Source organism: Streptomyces sp. NPDC043726 (genome assembly GCF_056436565.1).
This window is the reverse complement of record NZ_JBWKCI010000009.1, coordinates 299,561-323,071: the sequence shown is the minus strand read 5'-3', so window position 1 is coordinate 323,071 and position 23,511 is coordinate 299,561. Positions and strand designations below refer to the sequence as shown.

Sequence of the window (23,511 nt, the reverse complement as noted above, 5' to 3'; positions counted from 1 at the left end):
CGTCCTTAGACCGGGAGGAAGTTGATCGGGTGGCTGTCGGTCGCCCACAGGTACTGGACGGCGTAGGCCCGCCAGGGCCGCCAGGCCGCGGCGCGGGCCGTGAGGGCGGCGGGGGTGGAGGGTAGGCCCAACTCCCCCGCCGCGCGCCGGATCCCGAGGTCCGTCGGCAGGAACGCGTCGGGGTCGCCGAGGGCGCGCATCGCGATGACGTCGACCGTCCAGGGGCCGAAGCCGGGCAGCGCGAGCAGCCGGGCGCGGGCCTCGGGCCAGTCGCTCTCCACGCCCAAGTGCAGGCGTCCGTCGGCGAGTTGCTCCACCAGGGTGGTGAATGTGGTCCGGCGGGTGCGGGGCATCGCCAGGGACTGCGGGTCCACCGCCGCCAGCGCCTCGGGGGCCGGGAAGAGGTGGGTGAGACCGCCCTCGGGGTCGTCGACCGGTTCTCCGTGGGCGAGGACCAGCCGGGCCGCGTGGGTGCGGGCGGCGGCCGTGGAGACCTGCTGGCCGAGCACCGCCCGTACGGCGAACTCCGCCTCGTCGACCGTGCGCGGGACGCGTCGGCCGGGGGCCTTGTCGACCAGCGGGGCCAGCAGCGGGTCGGTGCGCAGCCGGTCGTCGACGGCGACCGGGTCGGCGTCCAGGTCGAGCATGCGGCGGCAGCGGCTGATCGCGACGGTCAGATCGCGCAGGTCACTGAGGGTGAGCCGGCAGGCGATGTGGTCGGGCCGCGGGCTCAGCGCCACGATGCCGTGGCCGTACGGCAGGCGCAGGGTGCGGCGGTAGGCGCCGTCCCGCCACTCCTCCACCCCGGGGACGGCGGTCGCGGCGAGGTGGCCGAAGAGGTTGTCGGGGTTGAGGGGGGCGCGGAACGGCAGGCGCAGGGTCAGCGCTCCGGGCGTGTGCCCGGGGCGGGGAGCGCGGGTGCGCAGCTCGCTCGGGGAGAGGGCGAAGACCTCACGCACGGTGTCGTTGAAGGTGCGGATGGAGGAGAAGCCGGCCGCGAAGGCGATCTCCGCCATCGGCAGCGGGGTCGTCTCGATCAGCAGGCGGGCCGTCTGGGCGCGCTGGGCGCGGGCCAGGGCGAGCGGGCCCGCGCCCAGCTCGGCGAGGAGCTGGCGTTCGACCTGCCGGGTGCTGTAGCCGAGCCGGGCGGCGAGTCCGGGCACGCCCTCGCGGTCCACGACCCCGTCGGCGACGAGCCGCATGGCGCGGGCCACGAGGTCGGCGCGCCGGTTCCACTCCGGGGAGCCGGGGCTGGCGTCCGGGCGGCAGCGCTTGCAGGCCCGGAAGCCGGCCTGCTGACAGGCGGCCGCGCTCGGATGGAACACCATGTTCTCCGGCTTGGGCGCGACCACCGGACAGCTCGGCCGGCAGTAGATCCCGGTGGTCAGGACGGCCGTGTAGAACCAGCCGTCGAAGCGCGCGTCCTTGCCCTGGACGGCCCGCACGCAGGCCTCGGTGTCGGTGTGCATCCCCTTCTGCATGAGTCCAGCATCGAGCACCGACCACGCGAAGGCTGGCGAGAATCCGACATCAACCTCGGCTGTCCTGGGACCATGCCGATTCACGCAGCAGCCGCAGCCCATTGAGCCCGACCAGCACGGTGGACCCCTCGTGCCCGGCGACCCCGAGCGGCAGCGGGAGGTGTCCGATCAGGTCCCACAGGACGAGGCCGGTGATGAAGACCCCCGCGATGACGAGATTCTGCACGACCAGCCGGCGGGCGGTCCGGGACAGCCGTACCACCGCGGGGACGGTCGTCAGCTCGTCGCGCACGATCACCGCGTCCGCGGTCTCCAGGGCCAGGTCGGAGCCGGCCCGGCCCATGGCGATGCCGGAGTGGGCGGCGGCGAGGGCGGGGGCGTCGTTGACGCCGTCGCCGACGAAGAGCACCTTGCGGCCCCGGTCCTGGAGTTCTCGTACGGCGTCCACCTTGTCCTCGGGGAACAGGCCCGCGCGGACGTCGGTGAGGCCGGTGGCGTCGGCGACGCGGTCGGCGGCGCCGAGGCTGTCCCCGGTGAGCAGGACGGGGGCGATGCCGGTCAGGGCGGTGAGGGCGGCCGTGGTGGCGGGGGCCTCGGCGCGCAGCCGGTCGGTGAGGGTGAGCGTGCCGACCGGCTCGCCGTCCCGGCGCACCTGGACGACGGTGGCGTCGCTGTCGCCGTCGGCGCGGCCGACGCTCACCTCGCGCCCGGCCACGGTGGCGGTCACGCCCTGGCCGGGTGTGGCGGTGAAGTCCTCGGCGGGCGCGAGCGCGAGGCCGCGGGTGCGGGCGGCGGCGACGATCGCTCGGGCCAGCGGGTGTTCGCTCGGGTGCTCGGCGGAGGCGGCCAGGGCGAGCAGGGCGTCCTCGTCGAGGCCGGAGCCGGGCAGCGGTCGTACGGCGGTCACCTCGGGGGCGCCCTCGGTGAGGGTGCCGGTCTTGTCGAGGGCCGCGAGGTCGATCTCGCCGAGGCGTTCCATGGCGACGGCCGACTTGACCAGGACGCCGTGCCGTCCGGCGTTGGCGATGGCGGAGAGCAGCGGCGGCATGGTCGCGAGGACGACCGCGCACGGCGAGGCGACGATCATGAAGGTCATCGCGCGCAGCAGGGCGTCGGTCAGCTCAGCGCCGAAGGCGAGCGGCACGCCGAACACCGCGAGGGTGGCGACGACGATGCCGACGGCGTAGCGCTGCTCGATCTTCTCGATGAACAGCTGGGTCGGCGCCTTGGTGCGGGAGGCCTCCTCGACCAGGGTGACGATCCGGGCGATCACCGAGTCGGCGGGGTCGCGCTCGACGCGGACGCGCAGGGCGCCGGCGCCGTTGAGGGTGCCCGCGAAGACCTCGTCGCCGGGGCGCTTGAGGACCGGCAGGGGCTCACCGGTGATGGTGGCCTCGTCGGCCTCGCTGGTGCCGTCCAGGACCCGGCCGTCGGCGCCGATGCGCTCGCCGGGGCGGATCAACAGCACTTCTCCCACGGCGAGTTCGGCGGTCGGGACGCTCTCCTCGCCGGAGTCGGCCAGACGGGTGGCGGTGGCCGGGGCGAGGTCGAGCAGGCCTCGCACGGAGTCGGCGGTGCGGGCGGTGGCCAGGGCCTCCAGGGCGCCGGAGGTGGCGAAGATGACGATCAGCAGGGCGCCGTCGAGGACCTGGCCGATCGCGGCCGCGCCGAGCGCCGCGACGATCATCAGCAGATCGACGTCGAGGGTCTTCTCGCGCAGCGCCCGCAGCCCTTCGAGCGCGGGCTCCCAGCCGCCGGCGGCATAGGCGACGGCGTACAGCGGCCCGTACGCCCAGCCGGGCGCGCCGGTGAGGTCGAGGGCGAGGCCCAGCAGGAAGGCGACGGTCGCGGCGAGCGCCCAGCGGGCCTCGGGCAGCGCGAGGATCCGGGTGCGGCGGCGGGGGGCCGTGGGGGCGGGCGCGGGGGCGCGGGTGGGGACGAGTGTGGTGGGCACCCGGCACACCATACAGGAACACATGAAGACTCATTCATCTGTTCATGTGTGATGGGTAAGATACGCCCATGGGTCATGGAGCCGTCACCACCACCGCGGACGAGCGCGTACGCCTGGACGCGGACAACGTCGCGAAGGTGGCCACCACCCTCCAGGCCCTGTCCACCCCCTCCCGCCTGCTGATCCTCGCCCGCCTGCGCGAAGGCCCGCTGCCCGCCACGGAGTTGGCGGCCGAGGTGGGCATGGAGCAGTCCGCCTGCTCGCACCAGCTGCGGCTGCTGCGCAACCTGGGCCTGGTGGTCGGCGAGCGGCGCGGCCGGTCGGTCGTGTACGCGCTGCACGACCACCATGTCGCCGAACTCCTCGACCAGGCCGTGTATCACGTGGAGCATCTGCGGCTGGGGATCAGCGACACCACGGAGTGAGGCCTACGGCGCGGCCGCCTCGTCCTTCGGCCGGCTCGCCGTGTCGTCCTCCGCCACGAACTCCACGACGGCCAGCGCGAAGAGCAGGGCGAGGGCCAGCCCGACGACGACCCAGCCGGTCGGGTACGACCACAGGGCGAGGGTCAGGAGCGCCGCGGCCACCAGCAGCCAGCAGATCCAGGTGCGGTACCGGTGGACGAACCGGCCCACCCGGCCGGTGCTCATCCCCGCCCGTTCGGCGGTGGAGCGGACGGCGCCGATGCCGGAGTGCCACAACTGCCGCACGAACCGGGCCCGGCGGCCGGGTCCGGTCAGCCAGGCGGCGAGGGCGACCACCACACCGACGGCGATCGACACCCGCACCCCGGTGCGCAGGTAGCGGACGAGGGTGTCGTAGACCGACTCGGCGGCCGGCTGGGAGACGCCCGAGGGCAGGGCGTCGAGGTAGACCACGCGGAACACGCTCAGGGCGATGCCGACCAGGCCGACGGCGAAGGCGAAGCCGAGGGAACCGGCGACCAGCGCCCGGCGTCGGTGCGTGGCGAGGAGCACCCCGCCCACGATGAGCAGGAGCGAGATCACGGGGAGCCAGAAGCCGATGAGCTGGAGCAGCCGGAACGCGGTGCGGACCTTGCCGATGTCCTCCGACTGCACGACGGTGATCTGCGTGTGGATCTCGGGGATGTTCCCGGCCACCGTCATGCCCTCGTCGACGAGGCGTTCCTTGACCTCCTCGACGACCGGCCCCAGGTCCAGCTCCACAGCGTCGCCTTCGAGCTTCACGGCTCCGCCGCCCTCGCCGGTCAGCGCCTTGACCACGGCGTCGTGAGCCCGGCGGTTGGCCTGCGTCCAGATCCGGTCGAAGGCGTCCGAGGCGACGACGGCCTGCGCCTTGTCGTGCACGAAGCTGCGGACCGCGTCCTCGATCGAGTCGCCGAGCTTGCCGAGGGCCTTCTCCACCAGGGGCCGGTCGGCGACCGGGGTCTGCGCCAGCAGCGCCTTCAGGTCGAGGCGGGACATCACGGCGTCGGTGACCCGGGTGGCGGCGGCGTTCTGGATGTCCCGGTCGCGGGCGAGGGGTTCGACGGTGTCGACGTAGCGGTCGGTGTCCCCCGTGATGCTGGCGGTCCACGCGGCCACGGCGCCCAGCGGGGCGAGGATGCAGCCGAGGACGATGAGCACGACGGCGAACACCGACCGCACCCGGTGCCGTTCGGGACGCGCGGGCCGCTCCGCCTGCTCGGCCTCCAGCGCGGCGACCCGGGCCCGCAGCCTCGCCAGCTCCGCCGCCTCGGAATCCTCCGGCGTGTTCCCGTCGCCCGCCATGCCCTGCTCCCTCCTGCTCCCCTGGGGTCAGCAGATCCCAGGGGCAGGAGGGAGGCGATTCACGGCGGGCCGTACGGGTGATCGGGCGGGGCCGGGCCCTCGGATGGAGTACGGCCTTCAGGGCAACCGGCATACGGCCTCCGGCGGCCGGCCCGGTCCTCGGCGTACGCCCCTCAGACAGCCGGCGGCCGGTGCTCTATGGGTTCCGGGACACCGCCCGCTGCCGCCGCACGGCCGTCGGGCCGCCGCCACGCATTGCCGCCGCCGCACGGCCGCCGTGCCGCCGACTGCCGCTGCCGCTGCCGCTGCCGCTGTACGCCGTCACGCCGCCGCCGGCTGCTCCACCGCCCGTAGGGACAGCGCCCGCTGGTAGCGGCGCAGGAGCAGGACGGCCGTCGCGGCCAGGCCGGTGAGGAGGCCGAACCAGACGCCCACCGTGTCCCAGCCCGCCGCCTCGCCGAAGAGCCAGGCCGCGGGGAGGCCGATCAGCCAGTAGCCGACGAGGGTGATCCGGAAGCCGCTCTTGGTGTCGTCCAGGCCGCGCAGCAGGCCCACGCCGATGTTCTGGGCGCAGTCGAAGAACTGCAGCACGGCCGCGACGAGCAGGAGGTCGGTCGCGATGCGCTCGGCGGCGGACGAGGAGTCCAGGAACGGGCGGAGCACCAGCTCGGGCACGGCCAGGTAGACCACGCCGACCACGGCCATCACGGCCGCCGCGCAGGCGAGCGCGGTGTTCTTGATGCGCTGCGCCGCGGCGACCCGGCCGAGGGCGAGTTCCCGGCTGACGTTGATGGAGGCCGCGTGGGAGAGGCCGACGGCGATCTGGAAGACGATGTAGATCAGCTGGTTGACGGCGGTGTGCGCGGCCAGGGCGGCGCTGCCGAAGGTGCCGATGAGCAGGGCGACGACGGAGAAGAAGCCCGCCTCGGAGCCGTAGGTGGCGGCGATCGGCACCCCGAGGCCGGTGAGCCGGCGCAGGGTGGCCTTGCGGGTCTTCCAGATCCGGACGTCCATCAGGGGCGCCAGCAGCGGGTCGCGGCGCGCGGAGACGTACAGCGCCACGCAGGTCAGCGCGTACACCGTGGTGGTGGCCACGCCGATGCCGGGCAGGCCCAGCTCGGGGAACAGCCAGGTGCCGTGGATCAGGACCCAGTTCAGGCCCGCGTTGACGGCGACCGAGGCGATGGTGATCCGGAGCAGGGCCTGCGGGCGGCGCATGCCGACGGTGAACTGGCGGATCGCCTGGAACCAGAGGCAGGGCACCAGGCCCGGGGCGAGCGCGAGCAGGACCGGCCACGCCGTGTCGACCACGTCCGGGTCCTGGCCGAGGAAGCGGACGGCCTGCCCGATCAGCAGGATGGCGAGGGCGCCGACGAGGCCGGAGAGGGTGGCGAGCGCCAGCGCGGCGCGCACCACGTCCCGCACCTCCTCCTGGGCCGCGTCGGTGAGTTCGGCGTCCTCGGCGTGCGCGGAGGCGGCGGAGACCTGGTTGCCCACGGCGGTGACCATGCCGACGCCCATGGTGCGCAGCTGGTTGAAGATGACCAGCGCCAGGCCGCCGCCCGCCAGGGCCTCGGTGCCCATGAGGCCCATCATCACCGTGTCGGTGGTGGTGAGGGCGACCTGGGCGAGCTGGGTGAGGGCAAGCGGGACGGCGAGCGCGGCCAGCGCGCGGCTGTCCTGGAGCAGGGTGGTGAACGGTGTCGGCATCGGGCTCAGTTCTCGCGGAGTTTGGTCAGCAGCTCGTCGACCTCGCGTTCGATGTCGGGGTCGATGAGCGAACGGGCGTTCATCCAGTCGTCGTTGAAGACGGTGTCCATGTACTTCTCCCCGCCGTCGTTGACCAGGGCGACCATAGTCGTGCCCGGCGCGAGGGCGGACATGCGGGTGAGGGCCTCGTACACGACTCCGCCCGCGGAGCCGCCGATGAGCAGTCCGAGGCGGCGGGCGAGGACGCGGGCGGTGGCGAACGCCTCGACGTCGCCGACCTTCGCGCCCTCGTCGAGCAGGTCGTAGTCGACCATCGCGCCGATGGTGGCGCCCTCGGGGGTGCCGGTGCCGGACTGGTAGTAGTCGTGCGCGGGCGGCCCGAAGGCGATGGAGCCCTTCGGCTCGACGCCCACGATGCGCACGTCCGGCACGCTCGCGCGCAGCTCTCCCCCGCAGCCGAACAGTCCGCCGCCGGTGCCCACGGCGCCGATCAGCACGTCGATACGGCCGTCCAGAGCCGCGTGCAGTTCGTGCGCCACGGGCCGGTAACCGTCGCCGTTGGCCGGGTTGTTGTGCTGCTCGGTGAAGTAGGCGTTGTCGCTCTCGGCGGCCAGCTTCTCGGCGAACTCCTCGCGGGCGGCGGTGGCCAGCTCCTCGTCGCCCTCGTCGGCGACGTAGACCAGCTCGGCACCGAGAGCCTTCATGCCGCGCAGCTTGTCCACGGCCGCGTGGTGGTCGACGACCGCGGTGAAGGTGTAGCCGCGTTCGGCGGCGACGACGGCGAGGCCGAGTCCGGTGTTGCCGGAGGTGGACTCCACGATCCGGCCGCCGGGGCGCAGCAGCCCGCGCTCCTCGGCGTCCAGGACCATCTGGCGCGCCATCCGGATCTTCGCCGTGCCGGTCGGGTTGAACTGCTCCAGCTTCAGCAGCAGTCGGCTTCCGGTGGGCGTGCGGCACAGTTCGAACAGCGGAGTGTGGCCGATGAGGTCGGAGACCCGGCTGACCACGGCGGGACGCGTGAGCGCCTTGTCCATCGGAAGGTTCCTCCGTAGGGATCAGATGAGGTGGTTGCGGTCCAGGCGCCAGCGGGTGACACCGCAGCCCGCGGGGTCGAGCACGACCTTCGGGGGGAGCGGGAGCTCGTGGAACGGCGACTCGTTGGAGTCCATCTGGTATCCGGCGGTGTTGGGGTAGACGAGCAGATCGCCGGGAGCGGGCCGGGCGGGCAGGCCCACCTTGCGCCAGGTGACCATGTCGGACTCCAGACAGGTCGCCCCGCCGACGCAGGCCGCGTACGGCTCGCCGCTCCCCGGGGTCCGGCGCAGCAGGACCGGGTCGGGCAGGTACTCGCTGGCGAACCACTGCTCGGACAGGCTGAGGCTGCTGCCGTCCACGGTGACGATGCCGTAGCCGGGGCGGTCCTTGACGCCCTGGACCCGGAATACCGTGCAGCCGGCCCGGTCCAGCAGCGCCCGGCCGGGTTCGAGCAGCAGCCGTACCCCTGCCTCGCGCAGCCGTTCGGCGAGCCCGTGCGCGGCGAGGACCGCGCGCAGGGCGTCCGCGCCCGCGACCGGCGAGTGGTACGGGTAGAAGTCGCCCGGGGCGAAGGACTTGCCCGCGTGGTAGTGCTCGGCGCGCTGTTCGCGCAGGTAGCGCTCCCAGTGCCCGGCGTCGGTGTAGTCGACGGCGAAGCCGCCGCCGATGCTGATCCGGTCGGCCCGGAACCCCGACTGACGTGCCTTCAGACACAAGTCGACCAGTTCCACGGCCAGTTCGGCGCGCAGCTCCGGGTCGTAGCCGGAGAGGTGGAAGGAGAAGCCCTGGAGGTCGAGGGCTTCGCCCGCCTCCTGGCAGCGCACCAGGGCGGTCTCCATCTCGAACTCGTCGAGGCCGAAGCGGCTGCGCGGCTGGGCGGGCGGGAGCCGCCGGAGCAGCACGCGCGCCTGTCGGCGCAGGGCACGTGCCTCGGCGACGACCCGGTCGAGCTCGTCGAGGGCGTCGACGGCGATCAGGCAGCCCTGGAGGACGGCCACGCGCAGGAGTTGCCCGTTCTTGGCGGGCCCGGTGACCACGATCTGCTCGCCGCGCACCCCGTGCCCGAGCGCGTCGGTCAGCTCACCGGCGCTGGCCACGTCGACGCCCGTGCCCGAGACCGCGCAGCGCTCGATCCATACGGCGGCTTTGTTGGCCTTCTTGGCGTAGTACACCTGGCCCTCGACGCCGGACTCGGCGAGCGCGGCGCGGAAGGCCGCCGTGTTGGTGTCGAAGCGGTCGGGCAGGAGCAGGTGGAACGGGCCGCCGAGGGCGTGCGACAGCTCGTGCGGCAGGCCGCCGGTGAGGACGGCGGCCAGCTGCGGATCGTCGTGGGCGGGCAGCGGCGGGGCCGCGGACCGGATCACTGCCACAGGGACACCCGCGTTCCCAGGCCCTGCTCGATGGCGAGCTGTGCGAAGCGGTGGCCGAGCGCGATGTCGGTGACGACCAGGCCGCTGTTGTAGGCGAAGATCTGCTCCTGGGGTGCCTGCCGGCCGCGCGCCCGGCCCGCCAGCACCTCGGGGAACTCGGCGTCCACGGCGGGGAACTCCCCGTTCGCGTCGGCCATGTCGGTGCCGGTGACCTTCATCTGCGCCTCGCTGGTGGCGATGACCCGGTCGGCCCGGTGCAGCGTGGACGGGGCGATGCCGTGGCCGACCAGGATGGCGACGGTGCCCGGCTTGAGGTCGTCGGACTCCACCGCGGCCGGGGTGTGGTTGCCCGCGGTGGCGACCACCACGTCGGCGTCGGCCGCGGCGGCCCGGACGTCTTCCACGACCTCCAACTCCCGTTCGGGGAAGTGGCGGTGGAGCTGCTCGCGGACCGCGGCGAGGCCGTCGGGGTGGGTGCCGTAGACCATGAGGCGGTCGAGGCCGGGCAGGGTGGTGAGCAGGAAGGGCAGGGCGAGCCGGCCCTGGGTTCCGGTGCCTATGACGAGGGCGCTGCGGCTGCCGGGGGCGGCGCACTCGCGGGCCAGCAGCGCGGAGACCGCGGGGGTGCGCAGCGAGCCGATCCGGCCGCAGTCCATCATCGCGACCGGCAGCCCGGTGGTGTCGTCGTAGACGGTCAGGGTCGTGTAGTAGTGCTGCTCGTCCCGGCCCTTGTCCAGGCCGTGCTTGTACGACGTCTTGATGGCGACGACGTTGCGCACGCCGTCCCGGCCGAGCATGGCGTAGGAGACGGAGTGCCCGTCGTCCGGCTTGACGGTGAGCTTGCGCGGGTTCGCGGACCTGCCGTCGGCCAGGGTCCGGTAGGCCTGTTCGACCACGTCGACCACGTCGGAGAGGCTGATGTCGATGCCCGCGAGGTCGCTGGTGCTCAGGATGCGCAGGGTTTTGTCGTCGGTGGGTGTGCCGGTCACTGCAGTTCCCTTCGTCGAACGTCAGGCGGGTGCGGCCACGAGGGCGGCCTGGCCGTAGCCGTGCTCGTCCGCCTCGGCGGGCGGGCGGCTGCTGCGGCCGGGGACCCGGACCGAGGCGCGCTTGAGCCAGCGGTCGGTGCCGTCGTAGCGGGCCTTGAACGGCACGCGGCCGTGGACGACGAGGTCGTTGTCGACGACCAGGACGTCTCCGGGTTCGAGGCTCACGGCGACCGAGACGCGCTCCAGTTCGGCGGTCAGCCGGTCGTAGGCGGCGCGGTAGTCGGCGGGGGCCTGGTCGAGCGGGGTGTAGGCGGGGTCGTAGCGCAGGGTGAGCCCGTCGCCGGAGTCCCACAGGGCCGGGATCCGGGGCGGCTCGCCGGCGAAGCCCTGGGCCTCGGTGTAGGCGTCGTCCGGGAGGATCGGGAGCACCGGGCGGGAGAGCAGTGCCACGTCATCGGCGCTCAGGCGGACTTGGCGGACGCTCGCGGCGGTGGTGGCCACCGCGTCGTGGTTGCGCATGCAGCCGAGCATCAGCAGGTGGGCGCGGCCGGGGTGGAAGGCGTCCTCGGTGTGCGGGCTGAGCAGCACGGTGCTGCTGGCGCCGGTCTGCTCCACCTCGTGGCCGGGCGAGGGCACGATGTTGTGGACGAAGCGGCCGTCCTGCTGGCCCTCCCAGGCGATCGGCCGGCCCATCAGGGTGGCGAGGAGGAGCAGGAGCACGTCCCATTCGGCCGCGCCGTCGTCGGCGGTGGCCCAACTGGCGGGCGTGGGGCCGATTTCGGTGTCGTCGACGGGCAGTCCGCGCAGAACGAACAGGCCGTGGTCGGTGTCGACGGGGCGACAGGCGTGCTGAATCGTTTCGTCAAGGTCTTTCGCGGCTCGGGCGACCTGTGTGAGCACTTCGGGCCGGGAGGCTGAACTCCCCTGGTCGGCAAGGATCTTCCGGGCGATGTCGGCCAGCTGCTCTACGGCCTGCGGGGCGAGCTGACGCAGCGGTGCGGCTCCCATGAGCATGGGTGAGTCGTCCGTTTCAGGAAGTCGGGTGCGGGGGGATGGCGCTCGGTCTGAAATGCCGACCCTGTGTGTCCGCTGTGGGCGGCGGGCGGCCTGTAACGTATACCAACGCGATTTAGGTAAGGCAACCCTAACTAGGGACCAATGCCCCCCTCGGTCGCCATCTGCCCCACCCGCGCCAAACCGTGCCCCCGTGCGCCGGGTTGGCGCCCCCCTTGCGCAGGTCACGGCCGTGTCTCACAGGTTGCGCAAAGGATCTCATTAGGGTAGGCACACCTAAGCAAAGTGCCCCACTCCAGCGGAACGAGGTCGAAGTGAATCTGAACAGGCGCCAAGTACTGTGGGCCGGCGGCTCCATAGCCGCGTCCGCATTGCTCGCCGCGTGCGGCGGTGACGACGACACCTCGGCCAAATCCCCCGCCAAGGGCTCCGAGAAGCCCAGGAAGGGCGGCACCCTGCGAGTGGGCGCCCTGGGCCGCGCCTCGGCCATCACGCGGGATCCGCACGGAGTTCAGGCCAACGAGAGCGACTACCTGATCATCTCGCTCGTCCACGACACGCTCACCGTGCCGGGCACGAAGCCCAACACCGTGCCGCGGCTCGCGGCGAGTTGGCAGGCGTCCGACGACCTCAAGACCTGGCGTTTCTCGCTCGCGAAGGGCGCGAAGTTCCACGACGGCTCGCCGGTCACCGCCGAGGACGTCGTCTGGTCGCTCAAGCGACTGCGCAACACCCCCGCGGGCGCCTCCCGGCTGCCGGGCATCAAGCCCGAGAACATCAAGGCCGAGGGCGACGACACCGTCGTCCTCGTCTCCGACTACGCCAACGCCGAACTGCCGCAGCTCACCCGTCTGACGACCTTCGTGCTCAAGAAGGACACCTCGGAGAAGGAGCTGGACAAGGCGCCCGGCACTGGCCCGTTCAAGCTCGACTGGTTCCGCTCCGGCAACGCCCGGCTGGTGCGCAACGAGGACTGGTACGGCGGCGAGGTCCTCCTCGATGCCATCGAGGTCAAGATCTTCGAGAGCCCGCAGGCCATGGCCAACGCGCTGCTCGCCGGGCAGATCGACGTGGCCTCCAACGTCGGCGCGGTCGCGGCCCGTACGGCCGAGAAGCGCGAGGACATCCAGATCGTCCGCCGCCCGAACGACATGGCGATGCCGATCGTGATGCGCACCGCCGACGGCCCGTTCGCGAACCCGAAGGTGCGCGAGGCACTGCGGCTGGCCGTGGACCGCGACGCGATGGTCAAGCAGGTGCTGTCCGGCTACGGCACCGTCGCCAACGACATCCTCGGCACCGGCGACCCCGCCTACGCCAAGGACATCCCGCAGCGCGCCCGCGACCTGGGCAAGGCCAAGTCCCTGCTCGCCGAGGCCAAGTTCGACACCTCCAAGACCTACGAGCTGCTCACCACCGAGGACATCCCCGGCCTCGCCGAGGCGGCCACCCTGTTCGCCTCCCAGGTCCGCGAGGCAGGCGTCAAGGTGAAGGTCGTCAAGCAGGAGTCGGCGACGTTCTGGGAGAAGACCTGGCTCAAGGGCGACCTGTACACCACGTACTGGGGCACCAACGACTCCGTGGTGTTCTTCGCCAGCAAGACGATGGTGTCCGAGTCCGGCCAGAACGAGGCCGGTTGGAAGAACAAGGAGTTCGACGCCGCGTACAAGAAGGCCATGGCCACCAAGGACGCGGGAGCGCGCGCCGAGGTGCTGGGTGAGCTCCAGCAGATCGAGTTCGACGAGTCCGGCTATCTGCTGTGGGGCATGGCCGACGGCATCGATCTCGCCGTCGCCGCGGTGCGCGACCTGCCCGTGCTGCCCGGCTACGGACGCGTCCAGCTCGAGAGCGCATGGCTGGCTCGCTGATCCCGGCGACGCGGCCACCGTCCGACGGACCGGCCGGGGCAACGCGCCCCCGGCCGGTTCCGGCCGTCCTGCGCGGCGTGCTCCGCCTGGCCGGGGTGCTCGCGCGCCGGGCGCTGCTGCTGGCGCTGCTGCTCGCCTTCGTCTTCGCCGCCGTCGAACTGCTGCCCGGCGACGCGGCCAACGCCACCTCCGAGCGCGGCGAGAGCGCGGCCGACATCGCCGAGCGGCGCCGGCTGATGGGCCTGGACCGGCCGGTGCCGGAGCGGTTCTGGGAGTGGATGACCGGGCTGCCCACCGGCGACCTCGGCACGTCCGCACGCGGCGAGTCGGTGGCCGACCTGCTCTCCCGCCCGTTCCCCAACACCCTCCTCCTGGGCGGGCTGGCCCTGCTCCTGACCGCGGTCGCCTCCATCGCGCTCGGCTGCTGGGCGGCGGCCCGGCCCGGGGGCCCGGTGGACCGCACGGTGTCCGCGAGCGCCACCGGGATCCTCGCGCTGCCCGAGTTCGTGGTCGCGGTGGCTCTGGTGCTGGTCTTCGCGCTGTGGACGGACTGGCTGCCGGCCGTCACCCTCACCGACGCCGACGGCTCCCCCGCCTCCTGGGAGATGCTGGTGCTGCCCGTGCTCGCGCTGGCGATCCCGCAGATCGGCTGGAACACGCGGATCGTGCGGGCGGCCCTCGACGACGAGTCCAAGGCGCCGCACATCGAGACCGCCGTACTGGACGGGCTCCCCCGGCACCGGATCTTCACCCATCATCTGCTGCCCGGGGCGCTGCCCACGATCGCGGCGGGGCTCGCCACCTCCACCGGCATGCTGCTGGGCGGCGCCGTCGTGGTGGAGACCATCTTCAACTACCCGGGGATCGGCTCCCTGCTGGCGGGCGCGGTGGCCGACCGGGACAGTCCGCTCATCGCGGGTGTGGTCGTGGTGACGGGGGCCGTCATCACGGGCGTCCTGCTGCTCGCCGATCTCGTACGCGCCTGGGCCTCGGGAGGCCGGACATGACCGCCGTCACGCTCAAGTCCACAGTTCCCGGGGTGCGTTCGCGCCGGGGCACACTCCTGCGGGTGCTGCCCGCCGTACTGCTCACCGCGCTCTCGCTGGCCGGGCCCTGGCTCGCCCCCGAGGCGATCGACGCGCCGGTCTCGGCGCCGTACGCGGAGCCGGGCGGTGAAGCACCGCTCGGCGGCGACCAGTTGGGGCGGGACGTGCTGAGCCGGGTGCTGGCCGGCGGGCGGGAGCTGGTCGTCACCTCGCTGCTGGTCGCCGTGCTGGTCACCGTCACCGCCGCCGTGCTCGGCGCGGTGAGCGTGCTGCGGCCCGCGGTCGGGCGGTTCGTCGAGCGCGCCGCCGATGTGCTCATGCTGCTGCCGGCCGTGCTCGGCATCCTGCTGGTCACGCTGTCCTGGCCGGACGGCGGTCGGCTCGCCGTCGTCACCGTCTCGGTCGTCCTGGGCGTGCCGTACGCCGTGCGGCTGGTCGCGGGCGCGGCGGCTCCCGTGGCCGCGTCCGGGTACGTGGAGGCGGCGGCCGTGGGCGGGGAGCGGCTCGGCCATCTCGTCGTACGCGAGGTGCTGCCGAATCTGCGGGCGACGCTGCTGGCGCTGTTCGGGCTGCGGTTCGTCGCCGCCGTGTACCTCGTCGCCACCGCCGGGTTCCTCCAGGTGGGACCCCAACCGCCCGCCGCCGACTGGGCGTTGATGATCCGTGAGAACGCGGGCGGCATCCTGCTCAACCCCTGGGCGGTGCTCGCGCCGAGCATCGGCATCGGGCTGCTCGCCATGAGCGTCAACCTGGCCGCCGCCGCCCTCGTCCCCGCGACCGGCCGGAAGGCGGTGCCCGCGCTGTGAACCACATGCCCGACTGGTATCCGAAGGACCAGGCCGCGGAGGGGGAACTCGCCGTCCTGGTGGCGGGGTTGAGGGTGGCCGCCACCGACGGACGACTGCTGCTGGACGGCACGGGCCTGGAACTACGCCCCGGACGGGTCACCGCGGTGACGGGCCCCTCCGGCTGCGGCAAGACAACCCTGCTGCGGGCCGTCACCGGCACGCTGCCGCCGGGCGCCCGGCGCGTCGAGGGCAGGGTCGAGGTACTGGGCCAGGACCCCTTCACCGTGTCCGAGACGGAGTTGCGCGCACTGCGCCGGGAGCGGGTCGCCTACGTCGGACAGGACCCGGCGTCCGCGCTGAACCCTCGGATGAGGGTGCGGAAGCTGCTCGCCGAAGTGGCGGTGGACCGCGGCAAGGAGGCGATCCGGGCGCTGCTCACGGAGGTCCGGCTGCCGGTCGGCGGAGGACTGGCGGAGCGGCGCATCGGTGGTCTCTCCGGCGGCCAGCAGCGGCGGGTCGCGCTCGCGCGGGCCCTCGCCCGGCGTCCGGCCGTGCTGCTCCTGGACGAGCCCACCGCCGGGCTCGACCCGGCGCTGCGGGACGAGATCGCGGAGCTGCTGCGGCATCTCGCCGAGAACCACCGGCTCGCCGTCGCTCTGGCGTGCCACGACCCCGAGCTGGTGGAGCGGCTGGCGGACGACGTGGTGGACCTCGGCGGGGTCCGTCCGGAGCCGCGGGTCCGGCCGCGCCCTGCTCCGCGCGCCCCGGCCCGGAATCACAGCCCGGCCCGGGATCACAGCCCAGCCCGGGATCGCGGCCCGGCTCTGGACCCCGGCCCAACCCTGGACCACAGCCCAGCCCGGGATCGCGGCCCGGCTCTGGACCCCTGCCCAACCCTGGACCACAGCCCAGCCCCCGATCAGAGCCCGGCCCCGGATTGCACCCCGGCCAGGGGTCACACCCCGGCCAGGGGTCACACCGCAGCGCGGAATCTCACTCCAGCTCCGGACTGCACCCCGGCCCCGGACGACGCCCCGGTCACGCTCACCGCCACGGGGCTGTGCGCCGCGTACACGCATCGCGGTGGCCGCACCCCGGTGCTGCACGGGATCGACCTGAGCCTCTCGGCGGCGACGAGCCTCGGTGTCGTCGGCGCCTCCGGCTCCGGCAAGACGACCTTGCTGCGCACCCTGGTGGGCCTGCACCGGCCGACCGAGGGCACCGTCAGCCTCGACGGCACCGCCCTGCGCCCCTCCGCGCACGGGCGGTCCCGGGAGCAGCGGCGCCGGCTGCAACTCGTCCCGCAGGATCCGCTGGGCACGCTCAACCCGAGCCGCACGATCGGGGCGACGCTGCGCCGCCCGCTGCTGCTGCACCGCCGGGCGAGCCGGGCCGAGGCGCCGGACCGGGTGCTGGAACTGCTGGAGAACGTCGGCCTGCCCGCCGCCTTCGCGGACCGCTACCCGTACGAGCTGTCCGGCGGACAGCGCCAGCGTGCCTCGATCGCGAGGGCGTTGGCGGCCGACCCGGACATCCTCATCTGCGACGAGGTCACCTCCGCGCTCGACGGCGACACCGCCGAGGCCGTGATGGACCTCCTGGCGGCCCTGCGCGAAACCCGGGGCCTCGCCCTGGTCCTGGTCAGCCACGACCTCCGTTTGGTCGCCGCCCGCACCGACTCCCTCCTGGTCCTCTCCGAGGGCCGGATCGTCGAATCGGGTCCGACGGACCGGCTGTTCGCGGAGCCGGCCCATCCGGTGACGGCGGCGCTGGCGACGGGGGTGGCGCTCGGGGGCTGAGGCCGGGAACGGGACGGGATACGGATCAGCGCAGTTGTGCGGCGAACGCCTCGTGTGCCGGCTCGTCGAAGAGGACGAAGGTGATCTCCTCGACCGCTGTCTCCGTCTCCCGTACCGTCTCCAGCGCGATACGGGCCGCGTCCCGCATAGGCCAGCGGTAGACGCCGGTGGAGATGGCCGGGAAGGCGACGGTGCGGGCGCCCAACTCGTCCGCCAGGCGCAGGGATTCGCGGTAGCAGGAGGCGAGGAGCTCGGAGCGGTCCTCGGTCTCGCTGTGGACGGGGCCCACGGTGTGGATGACCCACCGGGCGTCCAGTGCACCGGCCGTCGTGGCGACCGCCTTGCCGGTGGGCAGGCCCCGGCCGTACCGGGACGCGCGCAGCTTGCGGCACTCCTCCAGGATCTGCGGCCCGCCGCGGCGGTGGATGGCGCCGTCCACTCCCCCGCCGCCGAGCAGCGAGGAGTTGGCGGCGTTGACGATGGCGTCGGCGCTCTGACGGGTGATGTCGCCCTGGACGAGCTTGATGGTGGTCATGTCTGCCTCAGCCTTCTCCAGACGGCCTTCGCCGCGTTGTGCCCCGACATCCCGTGCACACCGGGCCCGGGCGGGGTGGCCGAGGAGCAGATGAAGACCGCCGGATGCGGGGTGGAGTACGGGAACAGGGACAGCTTGGGGCGCAGCATGAGCTGCAGTCCGGAGGCCGCGCCGGAGCCGATGTCACCGCCGACGTAGTTGGCGTTGCGGGCGGCCAGTTCGGGCGGGCCCGCCGTGGCGCGGGCGAGGACACGGTCCCGGAACCCCGGTGCGTAGCGCTCCAGTTGGCGTTCGATCCGGTCCGTGAGGTCGCCCGTCCAGCCGTTGGGCACATGCGCGTACGCCCAGAAGACGTGCTGTCCGGCCGGGGCCCGGCCGGGGTCGACGACACTCGGCTGAACCGTGATCATGAACGGCCGTTCGGGCGCGTTACCCTCCCGGGACGCGGCCCGCAGCGCCGTGCCGATCTCCTTGCTGTCGGCGCCCACCTGCACCGTGCCGGCCGCGCGGGCCTCCGGCGCGGTCCACGGGACCGGTCCGTCCAGCGCGTAGTCGATCTTGAAGACGCCTGCGCCGTACCGGAAGCGCTCGTAGTAGCGGCCGAGGCCTGCGATCCGGGCCAGCGCGGTGGGCGAGGTGTCGAAGATGTACGACCGCGCGGGCGGCAGGTCGTCGAGCCGCTTGACCTCGTAGTCGGTGTGGATCGTGCCGCCGAGGTCCTTCAGGTACGCGGCCAGCGCGTCGGAGATCGACTGCGAGCCGCCCCGGGCCACCGGCCAGCCCCGGGCGTGCGCGGCCAGCGCGAAAACCAGGCCGACGGCACCGGTCGCGAAGCCGCCCAGCGGAGCCATGACGTGCGCCACCAGACCGGCGAACAGGGTCTTGGCCCGCTCGCCCTGGAAGCGGCGGGTGAGCCAGGTCGAGGGGGGCAGTCCGACGAGGCCGAAGCGGGCCAGGGTGACCGGGTCGCGGGGCAGCGCGGACAGCGGCAGCGACATGAAGTCCCGGGCCAGGTTGTCCCATTGGGGCAGGAAGGGCTCGACGAGTCTGCGGTACGCGCCCGCGTCCCGCGCGCCGAAGGAGGCCGCCGTCTCACCGACCGAGCGGGAGAGCACCGCCGCGGTGCCGTCCGGGAACGGGTGCGCCATCGGCAGTTCGGCGTGCAGCCACTCCAGGCCGTACCGCGCGAGCGGCAGGGCGCGGAACGCGGGCGAGTTGATGCCGAGGGGATGCGCCGCGGAGCAGGGGTCGTGGCGGAACCCCGGCAGGGTGAGTTCCTCGGTGCGGGCGCCTCCGCCGACGGTGTCCCTGGCCTCGAACAGCGCCACGGAGAAGCCGCGGCGGGCCAGCTCCACGGCGGCGGTCAGGCCGTTGGGTCCCGCCCCCACTACGACGGCGTCGAGCATCGTTGGCACGACTCGGTCCCCTATCGTCAGCCGAAGGCCACTCATGGTCAGGATATGCCTGGTGCGCCCAATGACTCGGGGCGGGCGGATGTATCGCGGGTGCGGCGCGGCCGGGGCTGATCGCGCGGTTCCCCGCGCCCCTGGTGGGTCAGTCCGCCGCTCGCCGGAGAAGTCGCCGTATTCGCGCCGCCGTCGCCTCGTCCCTCGCCGCCGTGAACGGCAACGCGTTGCCCCCGGTTATCCGGAACGGTTCGCCCGTGAGGGTCAGGTGGGCGCCGCCCGCCTCCTCCACCAGGAGCAGGCCCGCCGCGTGGTCCCAGGCCGCTTCCCAGCTGAAGGCGACCGCGTCCAACTCGCCCCGGGCGACGTCCAGATACTCGAGGCCCGCCGAGCCGCAGGCGCGCGGTGCCACGCCGTCCGTCCACAGGCCGAGCAGGGCCTGCTTCTGGGCGTCGGTGGTGTAGTCGGGGTGGGAGGTGGCGACGCGGAGGTCGCGGGACGGGTCCGGGGAGCCGGAGCGCAGGCGCTCGCCGTCGAGCCAGGCGCCCTGGCCGCGGACCGCGGTGGCCAGTTGGTCGCGGGCGGGAGCGTAGGTCCAGGAGGCGAGGAGTTCGCCGCCGCGGGCCAGCGCGACCAGGGTGCAGAAGCCGGTCTCGCCGCGCACGAACTGGCGGGTGCCGTCGACGGGGTCGACGATCCAGACCGGCGCATCGCCCTGGAGCGCGTCGTAGCTCGCGGGGTCGGCGTGCACCGCCTCCTCGCCCACCACGACGGAGCCGGGCAGCAGCGCGCCGAGCGCCTCGGTGAGGTACAGCTCGGCCTTGCGGTCCGCGTCCGTCACCAGGTCGTGCGGTCCGCTCTTCTGGTCGACCTCGTCCGCGGCGAGCCTGCGCCAGCGCGGCATGATCTCCTGAGCGGCGGCCCGACGGACGGCTGCCTCCACGTCGGAGGAGCGCCGAGCGAGAAACTCGTCGATGGTTTCCGTGTCTACGATCATGTCTCCATGAGAGCATGCCGCACTGACAATCCCCGCCGGGTGGGTGTACGCCGGGTGGAATGGGCGTGAATACGCGGATTCGCCGCAAGCTCTACCGCCCCACCGCATACCCCTGCATGCCCCGGGGGTTGGCGCCCGCCGACAGCACCCCCGTCAGCGGATCGCGCGCCACCGCGCACAGCCGCCCCTCCGACCAGGGCTCGCCCAGGGTCACCCGGTGGCCTCGCCGGATCAGCTCCTCGATCACCCCGGGGTCCGTGCGCGACTCCACCGTGACGCTGCCCGGCCGCATCCCGCGCGGGTAGAAGGAGCCGGGGAAGCTGTCGTTGTGCCAGTTCGGGGCGTCGATGGCGCCCTGGAGATCCAGGCTCCCGCGCACCCTCTCGCGCAGCGCGACCGCCAGGAAGAAGTGCAGCTGCCACTGGTCCTGCTGGTCGCCGCCGGGCGTGCCGAACGCCAGGACCGGCTCCCCGTCGCGCAGGGCGAGGGTCGGGGAGAGGGTGGTGCGCGGGCGGCGGCCGGGGGTGAGCGAGGCCGGGAGGCCCTCCTCCAGCCAGGTCATCTGCAGGCGGGTGCCCAGCGGGAAGCCCAGTTCGGGCACGACGGGGTTGGACTGGAGCCAGCCACCGCTCGGGGTGGCGGCGATCATGTTGCCCCAGCGGTCGACGACGTCGAGATGGCAGGTGTCCCCGCGCGTGGCGCCGTCGCCGCCCACCGCGGGCTCCCCCGGCACCGGCGAGGTCGGGTGCCGCGCGACCGTGGGCTCACCGGCGCCCGGTGCGGACAGGCCGTCGTCGATTACCACGCGCGCGTGCGCGCTCACTCGAGGCGTCCGGCCACCCGGGCCGCCGGGACGCAGTTCGTGGGACGCCTTGTCGCCGATGAGAGCGCGGCGGGCCGCGTTGTACTCGTCGGACAGGAGCTCGCCGAGGGGCACCTCGGCCGCGTCCCCGTACCAGGCCTCCCGGTCGGCCATGGCGAGCTTGCAGCCCTCGACCAGCAGGTGGACGTAGTCGGCGGAGCCGCAGGGCGGCAGCTCGGCGGGGAGCAGCGCGAGCTGCTGCAGCAGCACCGGGCCCTGGCTCCAGGGTCCGGCCTTGCACAGCGTCCAGCCGTTCCAGTCGTACGTCACCGGCGCCTCGTACGTCGCGGACCAGCCGGCGAGGTCGTCGCCGGTGAGCGTGCCGGTGTGGCGCTCGCCGCTGGTGTCCAGGGTGGGCCGCCGGACCTGCCGCAGAAGTGCCTCGGCGATGAATCCGGTGCGCCACACCGCTCGGGCCGCCTCGATCTCGGCCTCCCGGTCACCCGCTCCGGCCACCTCGGCGAGCAGGCGCTTCCAGGTGACGGCGAGGTCGCGATTGCGGAAGAGGCGGCCGGGGCGCGGCGGCTCGCCGTCCGGCAGGTAGACCCGCGCCGACGACGTCCACTCCGTCTCGAACAGCTCCCGTACGGCCTCGACGGTGGCGCCGACGTTCTCCACGGGCGCGTGCCCGTGTTCGGCGTATCCGATCGCGTACGAGAGGACCTCGGCCAGGGACTTGGTGCCGTGGTCGCGCAGCAGCAGCATCCAGGCGTCGAAGGCGCCGGGCACGGCGGCGGCGAGGGGCCCGGTGCCGGGGACCAGGTCCAGGCCGAGGCCCCGGTAGTGCGCGACGGTCGCGCCGGCCGGGGTGACGCCCTGGCCGCACAGCACCCGTACCTCGCCGCCCGCCGGGGCGAGCAGGATCGGGACCTCGCCGGCCGGTCCGTTCAGGTGCGGTTCGACGACGTGGAGCACGAACGCTCCGGCCACGGCGGCGTCGTAGGCGTTGCCGCCGTTCTCCAGGACCGCCATCGCCGACTGGGAGGCCAGCCAGTGGGTGGAGGACACCATGCCGAAGGTGCCCTGGAGCGTGGGGCGGCTGGTGAACACGGGCGGCTCCTTCGCTGCACGGCGGGCGGTCGTGCGATCGTACGTGGGTCGGTTCGCCCCGGGGCAGTTCGCGGCGACTCGAATCGCCCCTGGTCAGTTCCCGCCCCGCGCCGTCACCAGTCCGGACTCGTAGGCGAAGACGACCAGTTGGGCGCGGTCGCGGGCGCCGAGTTTGGTCATGGCGCGGCTGACGTGGGTCTTGGCGGTGAAGGGGCTGATCACCATGTGCTCGGCGATCTCCTCGTTGCTGAGTCCCCGCGCGGCCAGGGCCGTCACCTCGCGTTCGCGTCGGGTCAGGCACTCCAGGCCGGGTGCCGTCGCCCGGTCCGGCGGGCGGGCGACGAACTCGCCGATGAGGGTGCGGGTGACCGACGGGGACAGCAGCGCCTCGCCGCGCGCCACGACCTCGATCGCCTGGAGCAGGTCGGCCGGTTCGGTGTCCTTCAGCAGGAAGCCGCTCGCGCCCGCGCGCAGCGCCTCGAAGACGTAGCTGTCGTGGCCGTAGTTGGTGAGCATCACGACGCGGACCGCCGCCAGGGCCGGGTCGGCGGCGATGGCGCGGGTCGCCTCGATGCCCGTCATCACCGGCATCTGTACGTCGATCAGCGCGATGTCCGGCACTTCGGAGCGGACGAGGGCCACACCCCGCTCCCCGTCGGCCGCCTCCCCGACCACCTCGATGCCGTCCTCGGCCTCCAGCAGCGCCCGGAACCCGGCCCGCATCAACGCCTGGTCGTCGACCAGCGCCACCCTGATCACGCGGCGCCTCCCAGGGGCAGTTCCGCCCGCACCGCGAACCCGCCCTCCGCGCGCGGGCCCGTGTGCAGGGTGCCGCCGAGGGCCGTGACGCGTTCCCGCATGCCGGTCAGGCCGATGCCGGGCACGGGCGGTCGGTCCGGGCACGCGTTGCCGTCGTCCTCCACCCGTATCGTCAGCCGCTCGTCGTCGTAGGCGAGTTCGACGCGGACCTTCGCCTGTCCCGCGTGCCGGGCCGCGTTGGTGAGCGCTTCCTGCACGATGCGGTACACCGCCCGGTCCATGGTCGCGGGCAGCGGGCGTTCGTCCCCGGTCACCGCCAGCTCGGCGGCCAGGCCCGCCGCCCGGGCCCGCTCCACCAGGAGCGCCGGGGTGCCGGTCGGCTCGTCCGTGCGCAGCACCTCCAGCGTCGCCCGCAGTTCGCGCATCGCCTCCCCGCTCGCCTCCTGGATGGCCAGCAGGGCGGGCGGCACCTCCTCGCCCCGCTTGCGCGCGAGATGGACGGCGACGCCCGCCTGGAGCTTGACGATCGAGATGCTGTGGGTGAGGGAGTCGTGCAACTCCCGGGCGATGCGCAGGCGTTCCTCTCCCGCGCGGCGCAGGGCGGCCTCCTCCCGGGTGCGCTCCGCCTCCAGGGCACGCTGTTCGGTCTGGCGCAGGTAGGCCTGCCAGTTGCGGTCCGCGAGCCCGGTCACCACCGCGCACAGGAGCCAGCCCGCGAGCAGCGCGGACTTCTCCGCCGTGCCGGGGCCGGTCACCGCGTACGCCGCCAGGAACACCGCGCCGCCCGCCGCCGCGAGCGCCCGGTGCCCGACCCGGGCCGCGGTGTGCACCGCGCCGATGACGGGAAGGGCGGCCAGGGTTCCGGGCTCGGCGTGCAGCACGTACGCGGCGCCGCCGAGGGTCGTCACGGCCAGCACGGCCCGCGGGGCCGGCCGGTAGAAGCCCAGTGCCGCGCAGCTCACGACGATGAGCACGTAGTCCACGGCGGCCGTGTCGGCGTCGAGGGCGGCCGTGGTCAGCACGAGGGCGCCGACCACGGCCGCCAGGGCCGCGTCGGCGAGATGCCTGCGTGTGCCCGGGATCCCGCTCATGACCGC

19 protein-coding genes are annotated in these 23,511 nt (G+C 73.5%); 5 read left to right on the top strand and 14 right to left on the bottom strand.

The genetic code is table 11. The features are described from left to right. Positions 1 to 5 precede the first annotated feature (5 nt). Both AC068Z_RS26870 and AC068Z_RS26865 read right to left on the bottom strand, forming a co-directional pair. A complete protein-coding gene (locus tag AC068Z_RS26870; protein ID WP_478560624.1) occupies positions 6 to 1,481 on the bottom strand; it encodes an AlkA N-terminal domain-containing protein in 1,476 nt (491 codons plus the stop codon). 49 nt (positions 1,482 to 1,530) lie between these two features. Continuing rightward, positions 1,531 to 3,447, bottom strand: coding sequence for a heavy metal translocating P-type ATPase (locus tag AC068Z_RS26865; RefSeq protein WP_478561008.1), 1,917 nt, complete (start codon positions 3,445 to 3,447; stop codon positions 1,531 to 1,533). A gap of 56 nt (positions 3,448 to 3,503) precedes the next feature. Here AC068Z_RS26865 and AC068Z_RS26860 point away from each other — a divergent pair, with 56 nt between their 5' ends. Further along, positions 3,504 to 3,860 (top strand): ArsR/SmtB family transcription factor, encoded by a 357-nt coding sequence (locus AC068Z_RS26860; RefSeq protein WP_451725113.1) that lies wholly within the window; start codon positions 3,504 to 3,506, stop codon positions 3,858 to 3,860. A 3-nt stretch (positions 3,861 to 3,863) separates the two neighbouring features. Here AC068Z_RS26860 and AC068Z_RS26855 read toward each other — a convergent pair whose 3' ends face one another. The 6 genes from AC068Z_RS26855 to AC068Z_RS26830 all read right to left on the bottom strand — a co-directional run bounded on the left by AC068Z_RS26855 (position 3,864) and on the right by AC068Z_RS26830 (position 11,304). After that, positions 3,864 to 5,186 carry a hypothetical protein gene (locus AC068Z_RS26855; RefSeq protein WP_478560620.1) on the bottom strand — a complete coding sequence of 441 codons (1,323 nt, stop codon included), beginning with the start codon at positions 5,184 to 5,186 and terminating at the stop codon, positions 3,864 to 3,866. A 321-nt stretch (positions 5,187 to 5,507) separates the two neighbouring features. Continuing rightward, on the bottom strand, positions 5,508 to 6,896 hold the full coding sequence (locus AC068Z_RS26850; RefSeq protein ID WP_478560617.1) for an MATE family efflux transporter: 1,389 nt from the start codon (positions 6,894 to 6,896) through the stop codon (positions 5,508 to 5,510). Between the two features lie 5 nt (positions 6,897 to 6,901). Further along, on the bottom strand, positions 6,902 to 7,930 hold the full coding sequence (locus AC068Z_RS26845; RefSeq protein WP_478560614.1) for a cysteine synthase family protein: 1,029 nt from the start codon (positions 7,928 to 7,930) through the stop codon (positions 6,902 to 6,904). Between the two features lie 21 nt (positions 7,931 to 7,951). Further along, the gene (locus AC068Z_RS26840; protein ID WP_478560611.1) at positions 7,952 to 9,301 is read right to left on the bottom strand and encodes a Y4yA family PLP-dependent enzyme; all 1,350 of its coding nucleotides are present in this window, start codon (positions 9,299 to 9,301) and stop codon (positions 7,952 to 7,954) included. After that, positions 9,292 to 10,290: an ornithine cyclodeaminase family protein gene (locus AC068Z_RS26835; protein WP_478560608.1), complete on the bottom strand. Its 999-nt coding sequence runs from the start codon at positions 10,288 to 10,290 to the stop codon at positions 9,292 to 9,294. The genes AC068Z_RS26840 and AC068Z_RS26835 overlap by 10 nt, the downstream gene beginning before the upstream one ends. Before the next feature lie 21 nt (positions 10,291 to 10,311). Beyond that, positions 10,312 to 11,304, bottom strand: coding sequence for a TauD/TfdA family dioxygenase (locus tag AC068Z_RS26830; RefSeq protein WP_478560605.1), 993 nt, complete (start codon positions 11,302 to 11,304; stop codon positions 10,312 to 10,314). 314 nt (positions 11,305 to 11,618) lie between these two features. On the opposite strand from AC068Z_RS26830, the gene AC068Z_RS26825 reads away from it, so the two are divergent. From AC068Z_RS26825 to AC068Z_RS26810, 4 genes are read left to right on the top strand one after another with little or no spacing between them, the layout of a single operon-like run. Continuing rightward, on the top strand, positions 11,619 to 13,172 hold the full coding sequence (locus AC068Z_RS26825) for an ABC transporter substrate-binding protein (protein WP_478560602.1): 1,554 nt from the start codon (positions 11,619 to 11,621) through the stop codon (positions 13,170 to 13,172). Beyond that, entirely contained in the window at positions 13,157 to 14,179 is a 1,023-nt protein-coding gene (locus AC068Z_RS26820; protein ID WP_478560599.1) for an ABC transporter permease, read from the top strand. Before AC068Z_RS26825 ends, AC068Z_RS26820 begins: the two co-directional genes overlap by 16 nt. Continuing rightward, positions 14,176 to 15,024 (top strand): ABC transporter permease, encoded by an 849-nt coding sequence (locus AC068Z_RS26815; RefSeq protein WP_478560596.1) that lies wholly within the window; start codon positions 14,176 to 14,178, stop codon positions 15,022 to 15,024. Before AC068Z_RS26820 ends, AC068Z_RS26815 begins: the two co-directional genes overlap by 4 nt. After that, positions 15,021 to 16,805, top strand: coding sequence for an ABC transporter ATP-binding protein (locus AC068Z_RS26810; protein WP_478560593.1), 1,785 nt, complete (start codon positions 15,021 to 15,023; stop codon positions 16,803 to 16,805). The genes AC068Z_RS26815 and AC068Z_RS26810 overlap by 4 nt, the downstream gene beginning before the upstream one ends. A 25-nt stretch (positions 16,806 to 16,830) precedes the next feature. Here AC068Z_RS26810 and AC068Z_RS26805 read toward each other — a convergent pair whose 3' ends face one another. The 6 genes from AC068Z_RS26805 to AC068Z_RS26780 all read right to left on the bottom strand — a co-directional run bounded on the left by AC068Z_RS26805 (position 16,831) and on the right by AC068Z_RS26780 (position 23,505). Then, positions 16,831 to 17,340 carry an O-acetyl-ADP-ribose deacetylase gene (locus tag AC068Z_RS26805; RefSeq protein ID WP_478560590.1) on the bottom strand — a complete coding sequence of 170 codons (510 nt, stop codon included), beginning with the start codon at positions 17,338 to 17,340 and terminating at the stop codon, positions 16,831 to 16,833. Continuing rightward, positions 17,337 to 18,746 carry a phytoene desaturase family protein gene (locus AC068Z_RS26800; protein WP_478561005.1) on the bottom strand — a complete coding sequence of 470 codons (1,410 nt, stop codon included), beginning with the start codon at positions 18,744 to 18,746 and terminating at the stop codon, positions 17,337 to 17,339. Before AC068Z_RS26800 ends, AC068Z_RS26805 begins: the two co-directional genes overlap by 4 nt. A 148-nt stretch (positions 18,747 to 18,894) precedes the next feature. After that, positions 18,895 to 19,743 carry an inositol monophosphatase family protein gene (locus AC068Z_RS26795; RefSeq protein ID WP_478560587.1) on the bottom strand — a complete coding sequence of 283 codons (849 nt, stop codon included), beginning with the start codon at positions 19,741 to 19,743 and terminating at the stop codon, positions 18,895 to 18,897. Positions 19,744 to 19,834: 91 nt separating this feature from the next. Then, the gene (locus AC068Z_RS26790; RefSeq protein WP_478560584.1) at positions 19,835 to 21,655 is read right to left on the bottom strand and encodes a gamma-glutamyltransferase family protein; all 1,821 of its coding nucleotides are present in this window, start codon (positions 21,653 to 21,655) and stop codon (positions 19,835 to 19,837) included. Between the two features lie 93 nt (positions 21,656 to 21,748). Beyond that, the gene (locus AC068Z_RS26785; protein ID WP_478560581.1) at positions 21,749 to 22,414 is read right to left on the bottom strand and encodes a response regulator; all 666 of its coding nucleotides are present in this window, start codon (positions 22,412 to 22,414) and stop codon (positions 21,749 to 21,751) included. Next, entirely contained in the window at positions 22,411 to 23,505 is a 1,095-nt protein-coding gene (locus AC068Z_RS26780; RefSeq protein WP_478560578.1) for a sensor histidine kinase, read from the bottom strand. Before AC068Z_RS26780 ends, AC068Z_RS26785 begins: the two co-directional genes overlap by 4 nt. Positions 23,506 to 23,511: the final 6 nt, after the last annotated feature.

Coding starts and splice junctions, on each gene's coding strand:
- AC068Z_RS26870 (WP_478560624.1), bottom strand. CDS start 1,481: ATGCAGAAGGGGATGCACACCGACACCGAGGCCTGCGTGCGGGCCGTC.
- AC068Z_RS26850 (WP_478560617.1), bottom strand. CDS start 6,896: ATGCCGACACCGTTCACCACCCTGCTCCAGGACAGCCGCGCGCTGGCC.
- AC068Z_RS26830 (WP_478560605.1), bottom strand. CDS start 11,304: ATGCTCATGGGAGCCGCACCGCTGCGTCAGCTCGCCCCGCAGGCCGTA.
- AC068Z_RS26800 (WP_478561005.1), bottom strand. CDS start 18,746: ATGCTCGACGCCGTCGTAGTGGGGGCGGGACCCAACGGCCTGACCGCC.
- AC068Z_RS26855 (WP_478560620.1), bottom strand. CDS start 5,186: ATGGCGGGCGACGGGAACACGCCGGAGGATTCCGAGGCGGCGGAGCTG.
- AC068Z_RS26805 (WP_478560590.1), bottom strand. CDS start 17,340: ATGACCACCATCAAGCTCGTCCAGGGCGACATCACCCGTCAGAGCGCC.
- AC068Z_RS26815 (WP_478560596.1), top strand. CDS start 14,176: ATGACCGCCGTCACGCTCAAGTCCACAGTTCCCGGGGTGCGTTCGCGC.
- AC068Z_RS26845 (WP_478560614.1), bottom strand. CDS start 7,930: ATGGACAAGGCGCTCACGCGTCCCGCCGTGGTCAGCCGGGTCTCCGAC.
- AC068Z_RS26795 (WP_478560587.1), bottom strand. CDS start 19,743: ATGATCGTAGACACGGAAACCATCGACGAGTTTCTCGCTCGGCGCTCC.
- AC068Z_RS26860 (WP_451725113.1), top strand. CDS start 3,504: ATGGGTCATGGAGCCGTCACCACCACCGCGGACGAGCGCGTACGCCTG.
- AC068Z_RS26865 (WP_478561008.1), bottom strand. CDS start 3,447: ATGGTGTGCCGGGTGCCCACCACACTCGTCCCCACCCGCGCCCCCGCG.
- AC068Z_RS26820 (WP_478560599.1), top strand. CDS start 13,157: ATGGCTGGCTCGCTGATCCCGGCGACGCGGCCACCGTCCGACGGACCG.
- AC068Z_RS26780 (WP_478560578.1), bottom strand. CDS start 23,505: ATGAGCGGGATCCCGGGCACACGCAGGCATCTCGCCGACGCGGCCCTG.